At 27.2% G+C, this 20258-nt stretch carries 17 protein-coding genes and 1 tRNA gene; 12 read left to right on the top strand and 6 right to left on the bottom strand.

What is annotated here, in order from left to right; genetic code table 11:
- Genes rplT through CR143_RS04900 form a run of 6 tightly spaced genes read left to right on the top strand, consistent with a single transcriptional unit; the run spans position 1 to position 7200 of the window.
- Positions 1–357 carry a 50S ribosomal protein L20 gene (gene rplT, locus CR143_RS04925; protein WP_099340713.1) on the top strand — a complete coding sequence of 119 codons (357 nt, stop codon included), beginning with the start codon at positions 1–3 and terminating at the stop codon, positions 355–357.
- Positions 358–387: 30 nt separating this feature from the next.
- Complete coding sequence (gene pheS, locus CR143_RS04920; RefSeq protein ID WP_099340712.1) at positions 388–1455, top strand: phenylalanine--tRNA ligase subunit alpha; 1068 nt, start codon at positions 388–390, stop codon at positions 1453–1455.
- Positions 1452–3845, top strand: coding sequence for a phenylalanine--tRNA ligase subunit beta (pheT, locus tag CR143_RS04915; RefSeq protein ID WP_099340711.1), 2394 nt, complete (start codon positions 1452–1454; stop codon positions 3843–3845). The genes pheS and pheT overlap by 4 nt, the downstream gene beginning before the upstream one ends.
- The gene (gene lepA, locus CR143_RS04910) at positions 3846–5654 is read left to right on the top strand and encodes a translation elongation factor 4 (RefSeq protein WP_099340710.1); all 1809 of its coding nucleotides are present in this window, start codon (positions 3846–3848) and stop codon (positions 5652–5654) included.
- A gap of 5 nt (positions 5655–5659) precedes the next feature.
- On the top strand, positions 5660–6448 hold the full coding sequence (locus tag CR143_RS04905) for a class I SAM-dependent methyltransferase (RefSeq protein ID WP_099340709.1): 789 nt from the start codon (positions 5660–5662) through the stop codon (positions 6446–6448).
- Positions 6449–6501: 53 nt separating this feature from the next.
- On the top strand, positions 6502–7200 hold the full coding sequence (locus CR143_RS04900; RefSeq protein ID WP_099340708.1) for a class I SAM-dependent methyltransferase: 699 nt from the start codon (positions 6502–6504) through the stop codon (positions 7198–7200).
- 7 nt (positions 7201–7207) lie between these two features.
- Here CR143_RS04900 and CR143_RS04895 read toward each other — a convergent pair whose 3' ends face one another.
- Positions 7208–7846 carry a CmcI family methyltransferase gene (locus CR143_RS04895; RefSeq protein WP_099340707.1) on the bottom strand — a complete coding sequence of 213 codons (639 nt, stop codon included), beginning with the start codon at positions 7844–7846 and terminating at the stop codon, positions 7208–7210.
- A gap of 73 nt (positions 7847–7919) precedes the next feature.
- On the opposite strand from CR143_RS04895, the gene CR143_RS04890 reads away from it, so the two are divergent.
- From CR143_RS04890 to CR143_RS04870, 5 genes are all read left to right on the top strand, one after another.
- Positions 7920–8726, top strand: a complete 807-nt coding sequence (locus CR143_RS04890) for a glycosyltransferase family 17 protein (RefSeq protein WP_099340706.1) — start codon at positions 7920–7922, stop codon at positions 8724–8726.
- A 44-nt stretch (positions 8727–8770) separates the two neighbouring features.
- Positions 8771–8860: transfer RNA gene (locus CR143_RS04885), tRNA-Ser, on the top strand.
- A 24-nt stretch (positions 8861–8884) separates the two neighbouring features.
- Positions 8885–9718 carry a class I SAM-dependent methyltransferase gene (locus CR143_RS04880; protein WP_099340705.1) on the top strand — a complete coding sequence of 278 codons (834 nt, stop codon included), beginning with the start codon at positions 8885–8887 and terminating at the stop codon, positions 9716–9718.
- A gap of 11 nt (positions 9719–9729) precedes the next feature.
- Positions 9730–10587, top strand: coding sequence for a DUF4422 domain-containing protein (locus tag CR143_RS04875; RefSeq protein ID WP_099340704.1), 858 nt, complete (start codon positions 9730–9732; stop codon positions 10585–10587).
- 22 nt (positions 10588–10609) lie between these two features.
- On the top strand, positions 10610–11659 hold the full coding sequence (locus CR143_RS04870) for an NAD-dependent epimerase/dehydratase family protein (RefSeq protein WP_099340703.1): 1050 nt from the start codon (positions 10610–10612) through the stop codon (positions 11657–11659).
- Between the two features lie 24 nt (positions 11660–11683).
- Here CR143_RS04870 and rfbA read toward each other — a convergent pair whose 3' ends face one another.
- Together rfbA and rfbB are read right to left on the bottom strand one after the other, a co-directional pair.
- Positions 11684–12547 carry a glucose-1-phosphate thymidylyltransferase RfbA gene (gene rfbA / locus CR143_RS04865; RefSeq protein WP_099340702.1) on the bottom strand — a complete coding sequence of 288 codons (864 nt, stop codon included), beginning with the start codon at positions 12545–12547 and terminating at the stop codon, positions 11684–11686.
- Positions 12544–13551: a dTDP-glucose 4,6-dehydratase gene (rfbB, locus tag CR143_RS04860; protein WP_099340701.1), complete on the bottom strand. Its 1008-nt coding sequence runs from the start codon at positions 13549–13551 to the stop codon at positions 12544–12546. The genes rfbA and rfbB overlap by 4 nt, the downstream gene beginning before the upstream one ends.
- A 65-nt stretch (positions 13552–13616) precedes the next feature.
- Between rfbB and CR143_RS04855 the strand changes: the two genes are divergently transcribed.
- Positions 13617–14471: a glycosyltransferase family 2 protein gene (locus CR143_RS04855; RefSeq protein ID WP_099340700.1), complete on the top strand. Its 855-nt coding sequence runs from the start codon at positions 13617–13619 to the stop codon at positions 14469–14471.
- Here the strand turns inward: CR143_RS04855 and CR143_RS04850 are convergent.
- From CR143_RS04850 to aceE, 3 genes are read right to left on the bottom strand one after another with little or no spacing between them, the layout of a single operon-like run.
- A complete protein-coding gene (locus CR143_RS04850) occupies positions 14468–15571 on the bottom strand; it encodes a serine hydrolase domain-containing protein (protein ID WP_099340699.1) in 1104 nt (367 codons plus the stop codon). The two genes, CR143_RS04855 and CR143_RS04850, sit on opposite strands and share 4 nt — an antisense overlap.
- Before the next feature lie 2 nt (positions 15572–15573).
- Positions 15574–17115 (bottom strand): 2-oxo acid dehydrogenase subunit E2, encoded by a 1542-nt coding sequence (locus tag CR143_RS04845; RefSeq protein WP_099340698.1) that lies wholly within the window; start codon positions 17113–17115, stop codon positions 15574–15576.
- A gap of 6 nt (positions 17116–17121) precedes the next feature.
- Positions 17122–20190: a pyruvate dehydrogenase (acetyl-transferring), homodimeric type gene (gene aceE / locus CR143_RS04840; RefSeq protein WP_099340697.1), complete on the bottom strand. Its 3069-nt coding sequence runs from the start codon at positions 20188–20190 to the stop codon at positions 17122–17124.
- Positions 20191–20258 lie beyond the last annotated feature (68 nt).

The following is a 20258-nucleotide window of genomic DNA, read 5'->3' as shown; positions in this document are numbered from 1 at the left end:
ATGTCACGAGTTAAACGAGGAGTCACCAGTCACGCAAAACATAAAAAAGTTTTCAAAGCTGCTAAAGGTTTTTACGGAAGAAAAAAAAATACTATTAGAACTGCTAAACAATCAGTAGAAAAATCTTTTCAATATTCTTATAGAGATCGTAGACAAAAAAAAAGAAATTTTAGGTCACTTTGGATACAAAGAATTAATGCTGGCGTTAGAGAACAAGGTTTAACTTATTCTAAATTTATTAATGGTCTTAATAAAACTAAGATTTCTATTGATAGAAAAATTTTAGCAGATTTAGCTTATCAAAATCCAGAGGCTTTTAAATCCATCGTAAAAAAGGTACAGTCTAGCTTAAACTAGAAAAACTAGTTCCATCAATACTAGAATACCATGGATGAAATTTTACATTTAGAAAAAGAATTTAAATCTAAAATAGATCAATCCGATAATCTTCATAAAATTGAACAAGTAAAATCAGAAGCTTTTGGTAAAAATGGAAAGATAGGAGAACTTTTTAAAAAAATTACAACTCTTCAAGGAGAAGATAGAAAAAATTTTGCTTCAAACCTAAACAAATTAAAAGACAATATTAACAATCTTATTAATTCTAAAATAAGTCTATTTGAACAAGAAGAGATCAATAAAAAATTATCTGAAGATAGAATTGATGTTACCTTGCCAGGAAGACCTATTACTTTTGGAAAGATTCATCCAGTTACACAAGTTATTGATGAGGTAACAGCTATTTTTGGAGAAATAGGATTTTTAGTAGCAGAAGGACCTGACGTTGAGAATGAATATAATAATTTTACAGCCTTAAATACGCCACCACATCATCCAGCACGGGACATGCATGACACCTTTTACTTAGGTCAAAACAAAGAAATTTTATTAAGAACTCATACTTCGCCAGTGCAAATAAGAACAATGATGTCTGGAAAACCTCCATTTAAAATTATTGCGCCAGGCAGAACTTATAGATGCGATAGTGATCAAACCCATACTCCTATGTTTCATCAAGTGGAGGGTTTGCATATTGATAAAAATGTAAACATGGGACATCTAAAAGGGGTTCTTGATTATTTTATTAAAAAGTTTTTTGAGGTAGATAAAATTAAGATGAGATTTAGACCTAGTCACTTTCCTTTTACTGAACCGTCAGCAGAGGTTGATATTGGTTATGAATTAAAAGATGGAAAAATTGTAATTGGCGAGGGTGATAAATGGCTTGAAATATTAGGTTGTGGGATGGTTCATCCAAATGTTTTAAAAAACTGCAAAGTAAATACTTCAGTTTATCAAGGTTATGCTTTTGGTATCGGCATTGATCGTTTGGCAATGCTAAAATATGGGATAAATGATTTAAGATCTTTCTTTGAAACAGATGTTAGATGGCTTGAGCATTATGGATTTGATCCATTAGATATTCCTGCAAATTATAGAGGTTACAGCAGATGAAAATAACTTCTTCATGGTTAAAAGACCATTTAAAAACAAATGTGAACCTTGAAAAAATTATTTCAACTTTAAACAATATAGGACTTGAAGTTGAGAGTGTTGGAGCAGAAGATAAAAGTAATTTTTTTTTAGTAGCAAAAATTATTAAAGCAGAAAAGCATCCAAATGCTGATAAATTAAAATTATGTGATGTGGATATTGGATCTGGAAAAATACAAAAAGTAGTTTGCGGAGCGTCAAACGCGAGAGATGGTTTATTAACTGTTTATGCTGGACCGGGGGCTATTATTCCAAAAAATCAACTTAAGATTAAAGTTACAAATATTAGAGGAGTCGATTCTTATGGAATGCTTTGTTCAGAATCTGAATTAGGTTTATCAAATGAAAGCGAGGGTATTACTGAGTTAAATTCAAAAAAATTTAATGTTGGAAATAGTTATTTTAAAAATAACAGTGAGCCAGCTATCGATATATCTATAACTCCAAATAGATCTGATTGTTTAGGTATAAGAGGGATTGCAAGAGACTTATCTGCGGCAGGTCTTGGAAAATTAATTGATTTAGAAGAAATTAAATTAAAAACTAATATTAAAAATCCATTCAAAGTTGTTATTCAATCCAATTCCGGATGTTCTTCATTTGCACATTGCTACATTGAAGGAATTAAAAATACTGAAAGTCCAAAATGGTTAAAAGATAAATTAATTTCTGTCGGAATGAATCCAATCTCAACTGTTGTTGATATTACAAATTATATTATGCTCGATCTAAATAGACCTTTGCATGCGTACGATGCTGATAAAATTGATAAAAAAGTTATTGTACGCTCATCAAAAAAGGGAGAAAAATTTTTTGCACTTGATAAAAATAATTACCCGCTTGATGATGGTGCGTGTCTAATTACTAACGAGAAAGAAATTCTTGGCTTAGGAGGTGTAATTGGTGGAGCCAATTCTTCAATTTCTTTAGAATCCAAAAATATTTTTTTAGAGTCAGCTGTGTTTAATCCTGTAAAAATATCAAAAATTGCAAAAAAATTAGGAATTAATTCTGATGCTAAATTTAGATTTGAACGAGGAGTTGATCCAAATATTATGGAATATGGATTAAAACTTGCAGCAAAAATTATTCAAAAGTTATGTGGGGGCAAAATAAGTAATTTTGTTACTACTGGAGAAAGTAATTTTAAAAATAGGCAGATTAAATTTAGTGCAGAGAAATTTGAAAAAATTATAGGAAATAAAATTTCATCAACGAATATCAAAAAAATTTTGAATAATTTAGGATTTAATTTTAAAGAAATTAAAAATATATATTTAATAAAAGTTCCTACTTGGCGTCCTGATATTAATGAGGAAGTTGATGTTGTGGAGGAATTAATAAGAATCTTAGGATATGATAAAATTCAACTCATTAAGCCAGGAGTAGATAGTCCAAAAAATATTTTAACAGTAAAACAAAAATTACATCGATTTGCACAACGATCTATAGCTAACAAAGGCTATATGGAGACAATTACCTATTCTTTTACAAATTCAAAAATTGATACTCTATTTGGTCTTCATAATAAAAATTTATTAATTACCAACCCAATTTCAAATGACTTGGATACTTTACGGTCTTCTATTTTTTCTAATCTTTTAATTCATATTAAAAATAATATTCATAGAAACTTTGAAGATCAAAAAATCTTTGAATGCGGACCTGTTTTCTTTGGTTCAAAACCAGGAGAGCAAATCTCCGTAATTGGTGGAATTCAAATAGGAAAAATTTATAGAAAAAATTGGTTAGAAAAAGATAAAGATGTTGATATTTTTGAAATTAAAGACTGTGTTTATAAAACATTAATTGAGCTAGGAATAGATGAGCAGGAATTATCTATCATTCAAGAAGCTGAATCATGTTATCATCCAGGAAGATCAGGAAAATTTTATTTAAATTCAAATAAAGAATTACCGCTCGCTAATTTTGGAGAAATAAACCCTAAAATAATTAAAGATATTGATATTAAAAATGGACTAATTTTTGGTTTTCAAATTTTCTTAAATAATATTCCAGTTATTGATAAGAAAAATACAACAAAGAAGATTAAATATTTAGTTTCTAATTTTCAGAAAATTGAAAGAGATTTTGCATTTATCATTGATAAAAAATTTGAAGCAGAAAAGATTATTAACATTTTACTTAACGTTGATAGAAAATTAATTAAAAAAATAAGAATATTTGATGTTTTTCAAGGGGGGAATATTGAAAAGAATAAAAGGTCAATAGCTTTAAATTTATTAATTCAATCTCAAGATAAAACGTTGAATGATCAAGAGATTGAGGAATTAAGTAAAAAAATAATTCAAACCATGCAAAAGTCTTTTGATGCAACATTAAGATCTTAAATGTCTGCACAAGAAAATATAAGAAATTTTGCAATTATCGCTCATATAGATCACGGTAAATCTACCTTTGCTGATAGGTTAATTCAAAAATGTGGCGGTCTTACCGAACGTGAGATGACAACTCAAGTTCTAGACTCGATGGATTTAGAAAAAGAAAGAGGCATTACTATAAAAGCTCAAACAGTTAGATTAAATTATAAATCAAAAAAAGACGGTAAAAATTACATATTAAATATTATTGATACACCAGGGCATGTGGATTTTAGTTATGAGGTAAATAGGTCGCTTGCCTCATGTGAAGGATCATTACTTATTGTTGATAGTACCCAAGGTGTTGAAGCTCAAACCTTAGCGAATGTTTATCAGGCCATGGATAATCATCATGAAATTATAACAGTTTTAAATAAAATAGATTTACCAGCATCAGATGTTGATAGAGTAAAAAAACAAATTCAGGATGTTATAGGAATTGACACTTCAGATGCTTTAACAGCTTCTGGAAAAACAGGAGAAGGGGTAGACGAAATATTAGAAGCGATCGTTGAAAAGCTTCCTGCTCCAGAAGGAAATAAAGATTTACCTTTAAAAGCATTATTAGTTGATAGTTGGTATGATAGTTATTTAGGGGTAGTTATCTTGGTTAGGGTACTAGATGGTGTAATCAAAAAAGGAATGGAAATCCTCTTGATGTCTACAAATACAAGACATCCTGTTGAAAGAGTTGGTGTGTTTACTCCTAAAGCAGAAAATAAGGAATATTTAGGATCTGGAGAAATTGGTTTTATTGTAACAGGCATCAAGGATCTCTCGGATACAAAAATTGGAGATACGATAACTGATTATTCAAACCCTATAAAAGAGCCATTACCAGGATTTAAGCCAAGTAAACCAGTGGTATTTTGCGGATTATTTCCAGTTGATAGCACCGAATATAATCTATTAAGAGACAGTCTTGCAAAATTAAAACTAAACGACTCTAGTTTTGTTTATGAGCCTGAAAATTCTGCCGCCTTAGGACTGGGTTTTAGATGTGGTTTTTTAGGACTTCTTCATCTTGAAATTATTGTTCAAAGATTAGATCGTGAATATAATCTAAATTTAATTACCACAACGCCGGGTGTTGTTTATAAAATCTACAAACATGATGGCACGGTTATGGATCTTCAAAACCCAGCTAATATGCCAGAACCAAATTTTATTAAATCTATTAATGAACCTTGGATAAATGCAACAATAATTCTTCCAGATGAACATCTGGGCTCAATTATAAAATTATGTGAAGAAAAAAGAGGAAAGCAAAAAAGTTTAAGTTATTCAGGAAATCGTGCAGTACTATCTTATGAATTACCATTAAATGAAGTTGTTTTTGATTTTTACGATAAGATCAAATCTATTTCTAGCGGTTATGCAAGTTTTGATTATGAATTGAATGACTATAGAGAAGGTGATCTAATTAAATTATCCATATTAGTAAATGAGGAGATGGTTGATGCATTATCTATGATCATTCATAAAGATTTCGCTGTAAGACAAGGAAGATTAATGTGCGAAAGATTAAAAGACTTAATACCAAGGCACCAATTTCAGATACCAATCCAAGCTGCAATTGGCGGAAAAGTTATAGCAAGAGAAACAATCTCAGGTTATAGAAAAGATGTTATTAGTAGAATCCATGGCGGAGGCGCAAGAGATCGAAAGAAAAAACTTTTAGAGAAACAAAAAAAAGGAAAGGCCAGAATGAGACAGTTTGGTAGTGTAGATATACCACAAGAAGCATTTATAGAGGTATTAAAGATTAATAAAAGTTAATTATTATGGAAAACGCTCTAAAAAATTTAGCTAAAAAATATTGTACCGATAAAAATTCCTTACATAATTATATGGATATTTATAATTTATATTTTTTACCCTTTAAAGAAAGTAATATTAATTTACTTGAAATAGGTATCGGAGGAGAAAATAACTATAAAACTGGTGGAGCTTCATTAAAAATGTGGGAAGAATTTTTTCCAAATGGTAAAATTTATGGCATTGATATTTATGAAAAAAAATTTTGCGAAACAAAAAGAATTAAAACATTTCTTGGTTCACAATCTGATAATAAATTTCTTGAGAGCGTATTTAAAGTCACAGGTGAATTAGATTTTATTATTGATGATGGTTCTCATTTAAATAAAGATGTTATTAAAACATTTTTATTTTTATTTAAAAAATTAAAAAATGGAGGATATTATATAATAGAGGATACTCAAACTTCTTATATGTTAAATTATGGAGGTGATGGTTTTTATTTAAATAACAAAAATAATCACATTAATTTTTTTAAAACATTAGTGGATAAGATAAACTATCAAGAAATAGAAAACCCTTTTTTTAATAAAGATTATTTCTGCGAAAATATTACTGAAATACATTTTTATCATAATCTAATTGTTGTAAAAAAAATGACAAATTGCGAACCAAGTAATATTTTAGTAAATAACTTTAAGCCAATAAAAGGTAAAACCTTTCTAAATTTAAGAAAAAAAATAAAATTTATTAAATATTTTATTTATTATTTCAGGTCGGTAATTTACAAATTTTTAGATTTATTAAAAATATAATAATATTTTTTATTAGAAAAATATATAATTGTAAAATTTAAATTAATAAATTAATGAGATTTATAAGAAATTTTTTTAGAAAATTAAAATATAAAATTCGTTTTCTAGGAAAGAATAATCAAAAGCTAGTGAATTATTTTGTATCCTCAAATATTACAAATAAAAAATTAACTGAACTAATGAATTATTATGGTAGTGATAAAGGAGGTGTTAATAAAGATCATAATTTTAGTGATTACTATTCAGAAATTTTTTTTCATAAAAAAAATGATGAAATTATATTATTGGAAGTTGGTTTAGGAAGTAATAATTTAACAATTCCAAGTAACATGGGAGCGGATGGAAGCCCTTTAGCTTCTTTACGCGCATGGAGAGATTATTTTAAAAATGGAAAGATTTACGGGGCCGATATTGATAAGAATATTTTAAAGAATGAAGAGAGAATAAAAACTTATTTTGTTGATCAAAGAGAGCAAGAATCTATAAACAATTTGTTTAAAAATATAAACGAAAAAAAATTTGATATCATAATTGATGATGGATTACATGAGTACAGTGCCAATATATGTCTATTAGAAAATTCGTTTAAATATCTAAATAGTAAAGGGATTTATATAATTGAGGATGTTTTTTTTAAAGATAAAAATAAATTTTTAAATTATCTTAATAAAAAAAATTATAACTTTTCAATTATTGATATCTACCATGAATATAATATTTCGAATAATTGTTTAATTACTATTTATAAATAAAATTACATCAAATTTTTGACGCAATAAATATATCATGTTCAATAGTCCACTTTAAATTATTAGACTTGCAAAAATCAACTAACAAATTGAGTGAGGGATAGTTATGAAAACTAGATCCAAATAACCTGATATCATCTATAAAGATTTTAATATTATTAAATTTTTTTATATATAAATTTAATATTTTTAATTCTTCGGATATACAAGTACTATTTTCTTCTTCTCCGAATGTTGGAGAATTATTAATGTGATCATAACAAAGATGAGCATCTAAATATATACATATATTTTGATTTGAATTTTCTGTAGCAAGAATTTGATTTAAAATTAGTTGGCTTGTTGAATTTATTATTTCAACATTAGTAGAACGACTAAATTTTATTTTAGCTAAAGAATATAATCTTGGATCGGCTTCGATAGATATTACTTTTTTAGCTATTTTAGATAGATAAGCTGTTGTTTCACCATAAAATGTTCCAGTTTCAATCCACAATGCGTTTTTTATATTATAATTGAATAATATCTTAAGTTTTATAAATGTAGGCGAAGGGCTGGTAAAATTTCGTTTATACCAATTTTTTAAAGATCTTTTATTTTTGAAGATCCATATTTTTTTTTCAATAAAATTTTTAATAAGAGAAAACATCTTGTATATAATTTTTACACATATTTTATAATAAGTTATATAGATATAATTAAAATTTAATTAAAAAATATTAATGAAAATATACGACTGTATAACTTTTTATAATGAAAATTTTTTAACAAATGCAAGATTTGAAATTTTAAATGATGTAGTTGATTATTTTATTGTAAGCGAGTCTAAGTATGATCATTCAGGAAAAAAAAAAAAAAAAAATTTTTATTTAATTAATCAAAAATTTAAAAATAAAGTAAGATATATTTTAATTAAAGATAATTTTCCAAATACTAGAGATCCCTGGAGTAGCGAATCTTACCAAAGAGAAAGAATTTTTGATGGACTATATGATGCTTTGCCTGATGATTTAATTATGTATTCGGATTCTGATGAAATTCCTGATCCAAATGTATTAAAAAATATAACATTAAATAAAAAATTTGGAATTTTTATGATGAAATTTTTTTCATATAAAATTAATATTTTTAATAAATATAATTCGCCATGGGAGGGAACTAAAATTTGCAAAAGAAAAGATTTAACATCTTTTACTTTTTTAAGAAAAAAAATAAGAAAAGATAATTTAAAAAAACCATTTTGGAAATTTTATATCGAAAAAAATATCGAGCTTTTCAACAAAGCTGGTTGGCATTTTAACAATTTATATACGCCTGCTATTATATCTAGTAAGCTTAAAGCATTTCCTCATACTGAATTTTCCGGGAATGAATTCTCATCAGTTAAAGTTATAAAAAAAAAGATTCAAACTTATCAAGATCTTTTTAATAGAAATCATATGTATAATAAGATTAAAATTAATAACGATTATCCGAAATTTATAATTAATAATTTAAAAAAGTTTAAAAAATATATCGAACCATATTAATATGTTTTTTTTAAAATATTATTTTAAGATTAATAAAAGCAAGAGGAGAGATGGCCGAGTGGTTGAAGGCGCCCGCTTGGAAAGCGTGTATACTGTTAAAGGTATCAAGGGTTCGAATCCCTTTCTCTCCGCCAACTAGATAGTGATTTTAAATTAATATGAAGTTAAGAACTTTTTATAAAATTTATTATGAGCATAGATTTAAAAAAGCTAATTTTATACTAAAATTTTATATAATAATTGTTATTTTATTTAAATATGTAATTACAAATTATCCAAAAAAAATTAATTTGGATTCATTTTCGAAAAATCACAAAGAACTATTCAATAGAGATTTTGATTATTTATGTAAAAATTTCAATACTGATAAAGGATCTTATTTTATTGATCAATTCTCAAAAAATAATTCTACAAAAAAAATAGCAGGTCATAATTATTCAACATTTTATGAAAATATTTTTTTTAATATTAAAGATAATATTAAAAGTATCTTAGAGATTGGTTCTTTCAAAGGTAATGCTATTGCGGTTTTCTATTTTTATTTTAAAAATTCAAAAATTATTTCAACTGATTTATATCCAGATCTGTTTTTATACGAATCTAATAGAATTAGAAATTTTTTATTAGACGCCAGTTCTGAGATTTCTATAAGTACTTTTAAAGAAAAATTAATAAATTTTGATTTGATAATTGACGATGCTAGTCATTATTTAAAAGATCAGATTATCTCTTTATTTTTATTATTTAATAGACTTAATTCTGGTGGATATTTTATAATTGAAGAGCTTGATTTTCCAGATACTCGACATGATATGAATATTAATAATGAAGCCCCAAGTTTGCGAGAAATTTTGATTTCCATTAAAAATAATAAAGATTTTAATTCTAAATTTATTTCTAGTGAAGATAAAAAATATTTATTAAATAATTATGATTCAATAAGTATATTAAAGGGAAGATTTAATGAAATTGCTTTTATTAAAAAAAAATAGCTTGAATTTTTATGACAAATTTAGAAATTTACTGTATTACTCACAAAAAATTAGATTTAATAGAAAAATTAGAACTCATACCCTTTGGAGTTGGTAACTTTTCTTATCCTTCAAATTATTTAAGTGATAACTCTGGCATTAATATTGCAAATAAAAATATTAATTATGGGGATATGACCTTTCATTATTGGTATTGGAAGAATAGAAATCCGAAATCCATTAATAAATGGATTGGTGTTTCACAATATAGGCGTTTTTTTACTAAATTAGAATTTAGAGAGAGAATTATTAACTCTAATCTTAATTTTAATATTTTTCCGGAAGAACTGAATAATATCTTAATTAAAAAGTTACCTTTAGAATGGGATAATTTTGATGTTGTATTATGCGATCCAATTGATCTTTCAAATGTTAAATTTTCTAAACTTTTTAAAAGAGGTTTTAGATCAATAGTTAAAGATCCGAGTATTATTTTTAATAAAAATAAACGAACATTGAAATTACATTTTGATATGCATTGTGGGCATGGAAACTTAGCTGAGGCCGCTAAATTGTTAAATAATAATGATAGAAATGATTTTATCGAATATTGCGATAATGAAACATCATTTGTTGGAGCAAATAGCTGTTTTTTTGTTCGAGAAAAAATTTTAGATCATTTGTATCCAGTCTTATTTCAATGGTTATTTAGATGTGAAGAAGAAATTTTTAAATATAAAGATATTAATAATGAATATGGTCTCAAGAGAATATATACATTTTTAGCAGAGAGGTTTATTCCTTTTTGGTTTAGAAAATATTATAAAACAATTACTTGGCCTTGGATTTACTACGATTTAAGTTTAGAGAATTTTTCACGTAATAAGTAACAATAAAAAAGAATTATTTAATATGGGTGTAGCATTAATAACAGGTTCTTCAGGTTTGGTGGGCTCAGAAGCTGTTAGTTTTTTATCAAATAACGGATTAGATGTTGTTGGCATAGATAATAATTTTAGAAGTTATTTTTTTGGAAAAAAAGCCAGTACTAACAAAAATAAGATTAAGTTAATTAAAAAATTTAAAGAATATAAGCATTATAATTATGATATTAGAAATTATACAAAATTAACAAGCATTTTTTCTAAGTTTAAAAAAAATATTAGATTAATAATTCATGCTGCTGCTCAACCTTCACATGATTGGGCAGTTAAGCAGCCTCATGTAGACTTTTCCATTAATGCAGTTGGAACTTTGAATATGTTAGAATTAACAAAACTATATTGTCCCGATGCAGTTTTTATTTTTGTTTCTACAAATAAAGTATATGGAGATACGCCAAATAAAATTAACCTAAAAGAAAAAAATTTGAGATGGGATTTAGAAAAAAATCATAAATTTTATGAGGGAATTAACGAAAGTATGACAATAGATAATTCGTTACATAGTTTATTTGGCGTTTCAAAATGTTCTGGTGATTTATTAGTACAGGAGTATGGTAAAAATATAGGTTTAAAAACGGGAGTCTTTCGAGCCGGATGTATTACAGGTCCGCAACAATCGGGAGCAGAACTTCATGGTTTTTTGAATTATTTAGTTAAAGTTAATTTATCAAAATCTGTTTACAACATTTTTGGTTTTAAGGGCAAACAAGTTAGAGACAATATTCATAGTTATGATTTAGTAAATTGTTTTTGGCATTTTTTCAATAACCCAAAAAAAGGTGAAGTTTATAATATTGGCGGCACTAGAAAAAATAGTTGTTCAATATTAGAAGCTATAGAAAAAGTTCAGAAAATTTCTAATATTGACTTCAAATATATTGTAAACAAAGAATCAAGAGTTGGTGATCATAAATGGTACATTACTGATATCAAAAAATTTAAAGCAGACTATAAAAACTTTAAATTTAAGTATTCTCTAGAAAAAATCTTAGAGGAAATAATTGATTATAGTTCTTAAAAAAATTTTTTAAGTTAAAATATGTTAAATTAACTTTTTTAGATATCTTGAGTATTCGCAATTCCCATAAAAATTAATTTGTTTTTTAATTGAAGATCTCGATATCCATTTCTTATTTAGAGCTATTTCTTCCAAGCAAGCAATTTTTTGACCTTGCCTCTTTTCTATGCTCGAGATGAATTGCGATGTTTCGAAAAGTCCATCAATACTGCCAGTATCCATCCATGCGCTACCTCTTCCAATTTCCTCTACTTTAAGTTTTTTATTTTTTAAATAGATTTTTATTAAATCAACTATTTCTAATTCATTTCTTTTTGAAGGTTTTAATTTTTTTGAAAAATTTACAACATTGCTATCAAAAAAATATAGACCAGTTATTGCTTGTTTAGATGATGTTTTTTTTGGTTTTTCTTTGATATTTAATATTTTATTTCTATGAGTTTCTACAATACCGTAGTCTTTTGGATTGTTTACAGAATAAGTAAAAATTGTTGATCCAAAATTATTTTTTGCAAAATTTTTAAGTCTTTTAGAAAAACCCTGTCCATAAAAAAAATTGTCTCCAAGTATTAAAGCTACGCTTTCTTTTTTTATAAATTCTTCACCTACTATAAAAGCTTCTGGTAAACCGTTTGGCTTATCCTGTATTTTATACTGAATTTTTATTCCAAAACCTGATCCATCTCCTAATATTTTTCTGAAATTACTTTCATCATTTGGATTATGAATAATTAATATATTTCTTATTTCAGTAAGCATTAAAATTGATAGTGGATAAAATATTAATGGTTTATCATACAAAGGTAGAAGTTGCTTATTAACTATCTTGGTCAATGGACTTAATCTTGAACCGCTTCCGCCAGCTAATATTATTCCTTTTTTAATCATATTTTAAGTCCCGTGCGGTATTTGAAATCATCATTCTTAAAATGGTTAGTTTTAAATTTATTTATATACCACACAATTGTTTCGTTAATTCTCTCTTTAAAACTTGATTTGCACTCCCATTTTAACTGATTTTTTATTTTAGTGGAATTTAAAGAATATCGTAGATCGTGACCCGGTCTATCCCGAACAAGTTTTATTTTACTTATAATATTTGAGTGATGGATTATTTTTTTAATGGCAAATATTATTTTTTTTGCAATATCAATATTATTTAATAGGACTCCGCTACCAATATTATAATTTTCTCCAATAATTCCATCTTCTGCAATTCTGATAAGAGCATCACAATGATCTTCAACATAAATCCACTCTCTTATATTCTGTCCTTTTCCATAAATAGGAATAGGTTTTTGATTTAATATATTATAAATTATTGTTGGTATAAGTTTTTCTGGATATTGGTTTGGTCCAAAGTTATTACAACAATTAGTTATTATAGCTGGAATTTTATACGTCCGAATATAAGATTTTATCAAAAGATCACCACTTGCTTTGGTGGCAGAATAAGGTGAACTAGGTCTATACGCATCCTCTTCTTTTGATTTATAATTTTTTTTAACATCTCCATATACTTCATCAGTTGAGATATGTATTAATTTGATTTTTTTTTGGTAATTTCTAATTGACTCAAGAAGATTAAAAACACCGAGAATATTACTTTTTATGAACTTTTCAGGTCCGTCAATTGATCTATCAACATGAGTTTCGGCAGCAAGATTAAAAATTATAGATGGGTTATACTTTTTTAAAATATTTTTTATAAAAATTTTATCGTTAATATCTGCTTTATAAAATCTATAGTTTTTTATGTAGGGATTAATATTATTAAAATTTGAAGCATAAGTTACTTTATCTATGTTAATAATAAAATATTTATTTTTAAGAATATTAATAAGATTACTGCCTATAAATCCTAATCCTCCAGTTATAATAACTTTTTTCATTTTTTAAATTTAACGTTTATAAATATTTTATATATTTATTGTAAAATACTTTATACCTTAAATTAATGAATAATTTTGAAAAAAATATAACCTTTGTTATAGTTTGTTTTAAAAGTGGTCATGTAATAGAAAAGTGTATTAAAAGTATTAATTCTAGCATAAAGATTATTGTTGTTGAAAATTCAGACAATAGCAATTTCAAAAATTATCTAGAAAATAAGTTTTTAAATGTTGAAGTTGTAATTGCTAAAGAAAATTTAGGTTATGGAAAAGGTAATAATCTAGGAATATCCAAAGTAAATACGAAATATGTTTTCATATTAAATCCAGATGTGCGTTTACAAGAAAATACTTTAAAAGAGCTATATAATGCTCAGCTTATACTACAGGATAATTTTTCAGTTTTAGCACCTAATACTTTCGATAATTACGGTTTTTTTTCAGAGCAAAATAATAATTATCATGACGAAATTATAGAAGTAGATTATGTCAAGGGTTTTGCAATGTTAATAAATTTAAAAAAAGTTATATTTGAAAAAATATTTGATGAGAATTTCTTTCTCTTCTTAGAAGAAATAGATCTTTGTAAAAGAATAAAAAATAGTGGTGGAAAAATTTTTCTTGTCAAGAAATCAAAAGTTCAACATTTTGCTAAGCAGGCAACAGAAAATAATTTAAATATTGAGCTGTGTAGAAATTGGCATTGGATGTGGTCCTTGTTTTATTTTAATTATAAACATTTCGGATTTTTTATTGCATATAAAGTCATTTTTAATAAATTCTTGTCATCATTATTTAAATTATTTATTGGGTTATTATTTTTCAATAAAAAAAAAATTTTAATTCATTATTATAGACTTAATGGTTTATTTAATGCTTTTTTAAGGAAGCGTTCTTGGCTTAGGCCAGACAATATTTAATGCAATTTATAAAATTCTTTAAGTAAATTAATAATTCGTAAATCAGAACCCATAGTGGGATTAATTTTATTTGTAGTGTAAGCAACACCAATTCCTAAATTTGGATCAGCAAACCCTAATGATCCGCCCCAACCATTATGACCAAAGGACTCCTTATACTTCCCAAATAACCACCCACCACGAAGTATTAATCCCACATTAGACCATCTAATTGGCATCATTAAACTTCCGTCAATTCTACTAATGCTTTCGGTTAAACATTTTTTAATTGAGGATTTTGATAATAAAATATTTTTCTCTAATATTAGATCATTTACAAAAATATCATAAATTTTAGCAATAGATCTAGCATTTCCATGTCCATTCATTGAAGGAATTTCTGCCATCTGCCAATCTTCTTTATTATAAAAATTTATTTCGTGCCCAGGATTATTAAATGCATTAAATTCAGATAATAATTTTTTTTCAGTTTTTTCCTCGTAGAGAAAGGCAATATTCGATAGTTTTTTTTGTGGAGTTCCAATAAAAAAATCCAATTTTAGTTTTTTAGACAATAATTCAAAAATTAATTCTCCTAAGGTTTTTCCTGTTGTTTTTTTTATAATTTCGCCAATTAAAAATCCGTGTGTTTTTGCATGATAGTAAGTTTTTTCTCCACATGGATGATCTGGCTCCTGATTTTCTAATATAGTTATGATTTTATTCCAGTCTAATAGATCTTTTTGTGTAATTTTTTTTTTAAATCTATACAGTCCTGATTGATGAGATAGAATATGTTTTAGTTTAATTTCTCTTTTATTACTTTCTTTAAAAGCAGTCCAATAATAACTAACAGATTTTTCTAAATCTAAAATGTTTTGATCAATTAGAATTGAAACAATAATTTCGTAAATACCTTTTGTGGCTGAAAATATATTTACAATAGTATTTTCTTCCCAACTCTTATTATTTTTATTTTTAAGACCACCATATAAATCTATTAATGGTTTGCCTTCTTTATAAATTGCAAAAGAAGCCCCTATTTCCCTTTCTTTTAAAAAATAATCTTCAAATATTTTTTTTACAGGATAGTATTTTTCTAAACAATAGCCATTTATCATTTCTAAAATGATAAATTAAAAGCAAAGTTTTTTCCAAGACTATGTTTCAGATCTTGACAAAATCTAGCAGCTTCCGCGCCATCAATTATTCTATGATCGTAAGATAGTGATATTGGCATCATTGCTCTTGGTATGAATTTTCCATCAATAAATATTTGTTTTGTTTCTGTTTTTCCTATTCCTATAATTGCAACCTCTGGACTGTTTATAATCGGAGTAAAAAAACTCCCCCCAATTCCACCAAGACTTGATATCGTCATTGATCCTCCAAAAAATTCTTTTTTATCGATTTTAAGTTCCTTACTTAATTTACTAATTTTTCTAAGTTCATTGCTTAAGGTTAGTAGATCTTTTTGATCAATGTTTCTAATTTTTGGAACCATTAGACCATGCGGAGTGTCAACAGCAATTCCAATGTGATAATATTTTTTATAAATAATATTCTCACTAGATGGCTCAAGTGAGCAATTAAAATTAGGATATTTTTTCATCCCGTTAACTAGTGCTTTCATAATAAAAGCAAGGGGAGTAATAGTAATTTTCTCTTTTGTATTAAGATCAATTAAATTTTTTCTAAAGTGCTCCATATCCGTTACATCAATTTCATCAAATTGGGTAACATGTGGGATTTCATTCCAGGCCTTTACTAAATGTGGTCCTGAAAGCCTTTTAATTCTTGGTATTTTTTGTATATCAATTTCACCAAATTCCCCGTGCTCATAGGGAAGTCTTTCTTCTTTTATTTCTATTTTTTTTACTACTTCTTCTTTAATATTTTTATTACTTAAAGATCCTTTAATAAATTTTTTAATATCTTCCTCAAGAATTCTACCTTTTCTTGCGCTTCCCTCAACTAACTGAATATCTACACCTAGTTCTCTTGCAAATTTTCTAATTTTTGGACTTGCGCTTTTTATGTTTTGATATTGATTATTATTTGAAATAATATTTTCAATAATAGGTTTACTTTTTATTTCTGTTTTTAAATTCTGATTTACGATTTCTGCAATTGAGTCACCAACTCTAATTTTTTCTCCTTCTTTAAGCGTTATATTCTTTACAATTCCTGATATTGGTGATGGAATTTCGTAAGCGTTTTCTTCATCTTCAATGAGTAATACAATGTCATCAATTTTAACAAGCTGATCTTTTTTAATAAGAATTTCAGTAACAAATAAGTCTTTTCCAGAGCCAAGATTTGGAATTTTTAAAAAAGAGGTATCATTGTCTTTGTAGGATTTATTTTCCTCTTGTATTTTAATTTCTTTACTGACAGATTCCTGCTCATGAGTCATCTCATCAGAAGTTATTTCTATCTCTCCAATTTTATCTCCTTCAGAAATTTTATCTCCAATTTTAACTTTGATCGTTTTAATTTTACCTGAAAACTGAGAGGGAACTTCAACACTTGATTTGTCACTTTCCAAAGTAATTATTCCATCATTTTTTTTTATATTTTGGTTTTCTGATATAAGAATTTCTATAATTTCTACATTTTTAAAATCACCAATATTAGGAACAACTAAATCAACAATTTTAGCCATTTTGAACTATAGTTTAGTTGGGATAGGTTTTTTAGGATCTATATTATATTTTTTCATCGCATCAGTGGCTACTTTTGATGCAATTTTTTGTTCTTTTACTAAAGTGCTTAATGTTGAATAAACAATAAATTCTTTATTAACCTCAAAAAATTTTCTTAAATTTTTTCTCGTATCGCTTCTTCCAAATCCATCTGTTCCCAAAGTTACATAAGTTCCTGGTACGTAGTTTCTAATTCCCTCTGATAATGTTCTAATATAGTCTGTTGCTGCTATAAAAGGTCCCGTTCTCTTTTCAAAACATTTTTCTATATAAGTTTTTTCTGGTTTTTTATCTGGGTTTAGTAAATTTTTTCTTTCAATTTCTATTGCATCTTTTCTTAATTCATTAAAACTAGTTACACTCCAAATATCAGAGTCAATTCCAAAATCAGAGCTTAATATTTCTGCTGCTCTTATTACCTCGTTTAATATTGCTCCAGATCCAAGTAATTGAACTTTAGTTTTTCCTTTATTATTAATCTCTTTAAATAAATACATACCTTTTAAGATGTCCTCTTTTTTCACACCCTTTGGCATAGCCGGATGTTTATAATTTTCATTTAAAGTTGTTATGTAATAAAAAACATTTTCTTGTTTCTCATGCATTCTTTTTAATCCATCCTCAAATATAACTGCTAACTCATATGAAAAAGTTGGATCATAACTTACACAATTTGGAATAGTAGAAGCCATAATTAAACTGTGTCCATCTTGGTGTTGTAATCCTTCACCAGCTAGAGTGGTTCTTCCAGACGTAGCTCCAATTAAAAATCCTCTACATTGGGCATCACCTGCTGCCCAAGCAAAGTCACCAATTCTTTGAAAACCAAACATTGAATAAAAAAGATATATAGGAATCATTTCAATATTATGATTTGAGTAAGATGTTCCTGCGGCTATCCACGAAGACATAGCGCCTGCTTCTGTGATCCCTTCTTCTAATACCTGCCCGCTCTTATCCTCACGATATGAACTTAATTGTTCAGAGTCCACGGGCTCATATTTTTGGCCTTCATGAGCATAAATTCCAATTTTTTGAAAAAATCCCTCCATTCCAAAAGTTCTAGCTTCATCTGGAATTATAGGAACTAATCTTGATGAATACTCTTTGTCTCTTAAAATTTTAGTAAGTATACTTACAAGCGCCATAGTTGTTGATAATTCTCTATCTCCAGAATCTAGATATGAAGATTCAAAAAATTCATTTGCTGGAGTTTTTAGAGCTTTTGTTTTAGTTCTTCTCGTTGGTATAAAACCCCCAAGCTGTTTTCTTCTTTCTTTAATGTATTGAATTTCCTCTGATTTTTCATCAGGTTTATAAAATTCCAAGTTTTCAACTTGTTTATCTGTAATTGGAATATTAAATCGATCCCTAAAATAGTACATATCATTGACATCTAATTTTTTTTGTTGGTGTGTCGTGTTTATACTTTCGCCACTTTTACCCATTCCATAACCTTTAATGGTTTTAGCTATAATTACTGTTGGAGATCCTTTATGATTTTGGGCTGCATGATACGCCGCATATACTTTATGAGGATCGTGACCTCCTCTGTTAAGTTTCCAAATATCCTCATCTGTCATATTTGAAACTAATTCTCTTAATTCAGGGTATTTTCCAAAGAAATGGCTTCTAACATAAGCTCCCCCTTTTGCTTTGAATGCTTGATATTCACCATCAACACATTCTTCCATTCTTTTTAATAAAAGACCTGTTTTATCTTTTGCAAGAAGAGGATCCCAATAAGATCCCCAAATAACTTTTATTACATTCCAGCCGGCTCCCCTAAATAATCCTTCCATTTCTTGAATTATTTTTCCATTTCCTCTCACAGGCCCATCTAGTCTTTGAAGATTGCAATTTATTACAAATATTAAGTTATCTAATTTTTCTCTAGCAGCTAAACTAATGGCTCCCGTTGACTCAGGCTCATCCATTTCTCCATCTCCTAAAAAAGCCCAGACTTTTCTATTTTGATCTTCTATTAAAGATCTATTTTGCAAATATTTCATAAATCTAGCTTGATAAATTGACATAATAGGGCCAAGACCCATAGATACAGTTGGAAATTGCCAGTAGTTCGGCATTAACCATGGGTGAGGATAGGAAGATAATCCTCCACCATCAACTTCTTGTCTAAAATTTTCTAATTGTTTTGTTGTTATTCTCCCTTCGAGGAAAGATCTCGCATAAATTCCTGGAGAACAGTGACCTTGAAAATAAATTAAGTCTCCTAAGTTTTTCTCATTTTGAGCTTTCCAAAAATGATTAAACCCGACATCATACAAAGTTGCTGCAGAGGCAAAGGTTGCAATATGTCCGCCAAGTTCTGGAAGCTTTTTGTTAGCGCGCACAACCATACATGCAGCGTTCCATCTAATTAGAGATCTAATTTTATTTTCTATAACCTGATCTCCAGGAGACTTTACTTCCATTTCTCTGGGGATTGTATTTATATAAGGTGTTTTTTGATTATAGGGTAAATTTGAACCGGAAATATAAGCTTGGTTAATTAATTTACCTAAAAGATAATTAGCTCTTTTTGGTCCGTCTCTTTCAACAACACCATTTAATGAGTCAATCCATTCAATAGTTTCCTGAGGATCTACATCGCCGATATTATCTTGTTCATTGGAATAATTAGTAAATTTTTTGAACTCAACTTTTGTCTTAAAATTTTGCCTTAGTTCCTCTTTAATAATTTTTTTTTCAGGATCTATTTTTTTTAAAGCTTTTTCAGCTTCTTGAATGATTTTTTCTGTCTCTGGTAATATAGATTTTTCTTGAGGTATATTTGAGGATACGCCATTACTAAGTGTTGCAATTAATGATCCTTGTGAAACTTTATCCCCAACTTTTACTTTTAAACTAGCAATTTTTCCATCAAACGGAGATGGTACCTCTACACTAGATTTATCGCTTTCTAGTGTTAGAATAGGATCATTCTTTTTAATCTGATCACCTTCTTTTACTAAGACTTCAATAATTTCAACATTTTTAAAATCACCAATGTCAGGAACTTTTATTTCAATCATTTGCAATGAAATTTATACTGTTTTTAATTTTATAAAACAATAACTCACAACTATTTATTGAAGTATAA

Origin of the sequence: Candidatus Fonsibacter ubiquis, assembly GCF_002688585.1 — a bacterium.
Taxonomy (GTDB): domain Bacteria; phylum Pseudomonadota; class Alphaproteobacteria; order Pelagibacterales; family Pelagibacteraceae; genus Fontibacterium; species Fontibacterium commune.
This window is presented reverse-complemented; position numbering and strand designations above follow the sequence as displayed.

What these genes read in the sequence shown, in the direction of transcription:
- CR143_RS04875 (WP_099340704.1), top strand. Translation starts at nt 9,730, where the DNA reads ATGACAAATTTAGAAATTTACTGTATTACTCACAAAAAATTAGATTTA.
- pheT (WP_099340711.1), top strand. Translation starts at nt 1,452, where the DNA reads ATGAAAATAACTTCTTCATGGTTAAAAGACCATTTAAAAACAAATGTG.
- CR143_RS04855 (WP_099340700.1), top strand. Translation starts at nt 13,617, where the DNA reads ATGAATAATTTTGAAAAAAATATAACCTTTGTTATAGTTTGTTTTAAA.
- CR143_RS04850 (WP_099340699.1), bottom strand. Translation starts at nt 15,571, where the DNA reads ATGATAAATGGCTATTGTTTAGAAAAATACTATCCTGTAAAAAAAATA.
- CR143_RS04895 (WP_099340707.1), bottom strand. Translation starts at nt 7,846, where the DNA reads ATGTTTTCTCTTATTAAAAATTTTATTGAAAAAAAAATATGGATCTTC.
- CR143_RS04905 (WP_099340709.1), top strand. Translation starts at nt 5,660, where the DNA reads ATGGAAAACGCTCTAAAAAATTTAGCTAAAAAATATTGTACCGATAAA.
- CR143_RS04870 (WP_099340703.1), top strand. Translation starts at nt 10,610, where the DNA reads ATGGGTGTAGCATTAATAACAGGTTCTTCAGGTTTGGTGGGCTCAGAA.
- rfbA (WP_099340702.1), bottom strand. Translation starts at nt 12,547, where the DNA reads ATGATTAAAAAAGGAATAATATTAGCTGGCGGAAGCGGTTCAAGATTA.
- rplT (WP_099340713.1), top strand. Translation starts at nt 1, where the DNA reads ATGTCACGAGTTAAACGAGGAGTCACCAGTCACGCAAAACATAAAAAA.
- CR143_RS04900 (WP_099340708.1), top strand. Translation starts at nt 6,502, where the DNA reads ATGAGATTTATAAGAAATTTTTTTAGAAAATTAAAATATAAAATTCGT.
- lepA (WP_099340710.1), top strand. Translation starts at nt 3,846, where the DNA reads ATGTCTGCACAAGAAAATATAAGAAATTTTGCAATTATCGCTCATATA.
- CR143_RS04890 (WP_099340706.1), top strand. Translation starts at nt 7,920, where the DNA reads ATGAAAATATACGACTGTATAACTTTTTATAATGAAAATTTTTTAACA.
- pheS (WP_099340712.1), top strand. Translation starts at nt 388, where the DNA reads ATGGATGAAATTTTACATTTAGAAAAAGAATTTAAATCTAAAATAGAT.
- aceE (WP_099340697.1), bottom strand. Translation starts at nt 20,190, where the DNA reads ATGATTGAAATAAAAGTTCCTGACATTGGTGATTTTAAAAATGTTGAA.
- CR143_RS04845 (WP_099340698.1), bottom strand. Translation starts at nt 17,115, where the DNA reads ATGGCTAAAATTGTTGATTTAGTTGTTCCTAATATTGGTGATTTTAAA.
- rfbB (WP_099340701.1), bottom strand. Translation starts at nt 13,551, where the DNA reads ATGAAAAAAGTTATTATAACTGGAGGATTAGGATTTATAGGCAGTAAT.
- CR143_RS04880 (WP_099340705.1), top strand. Translation starts at nt 8,885, where the DNA reads ATGAAGTTAAGAACTTTTTATAAAATTTATTATGAGCATAGATTTAAA.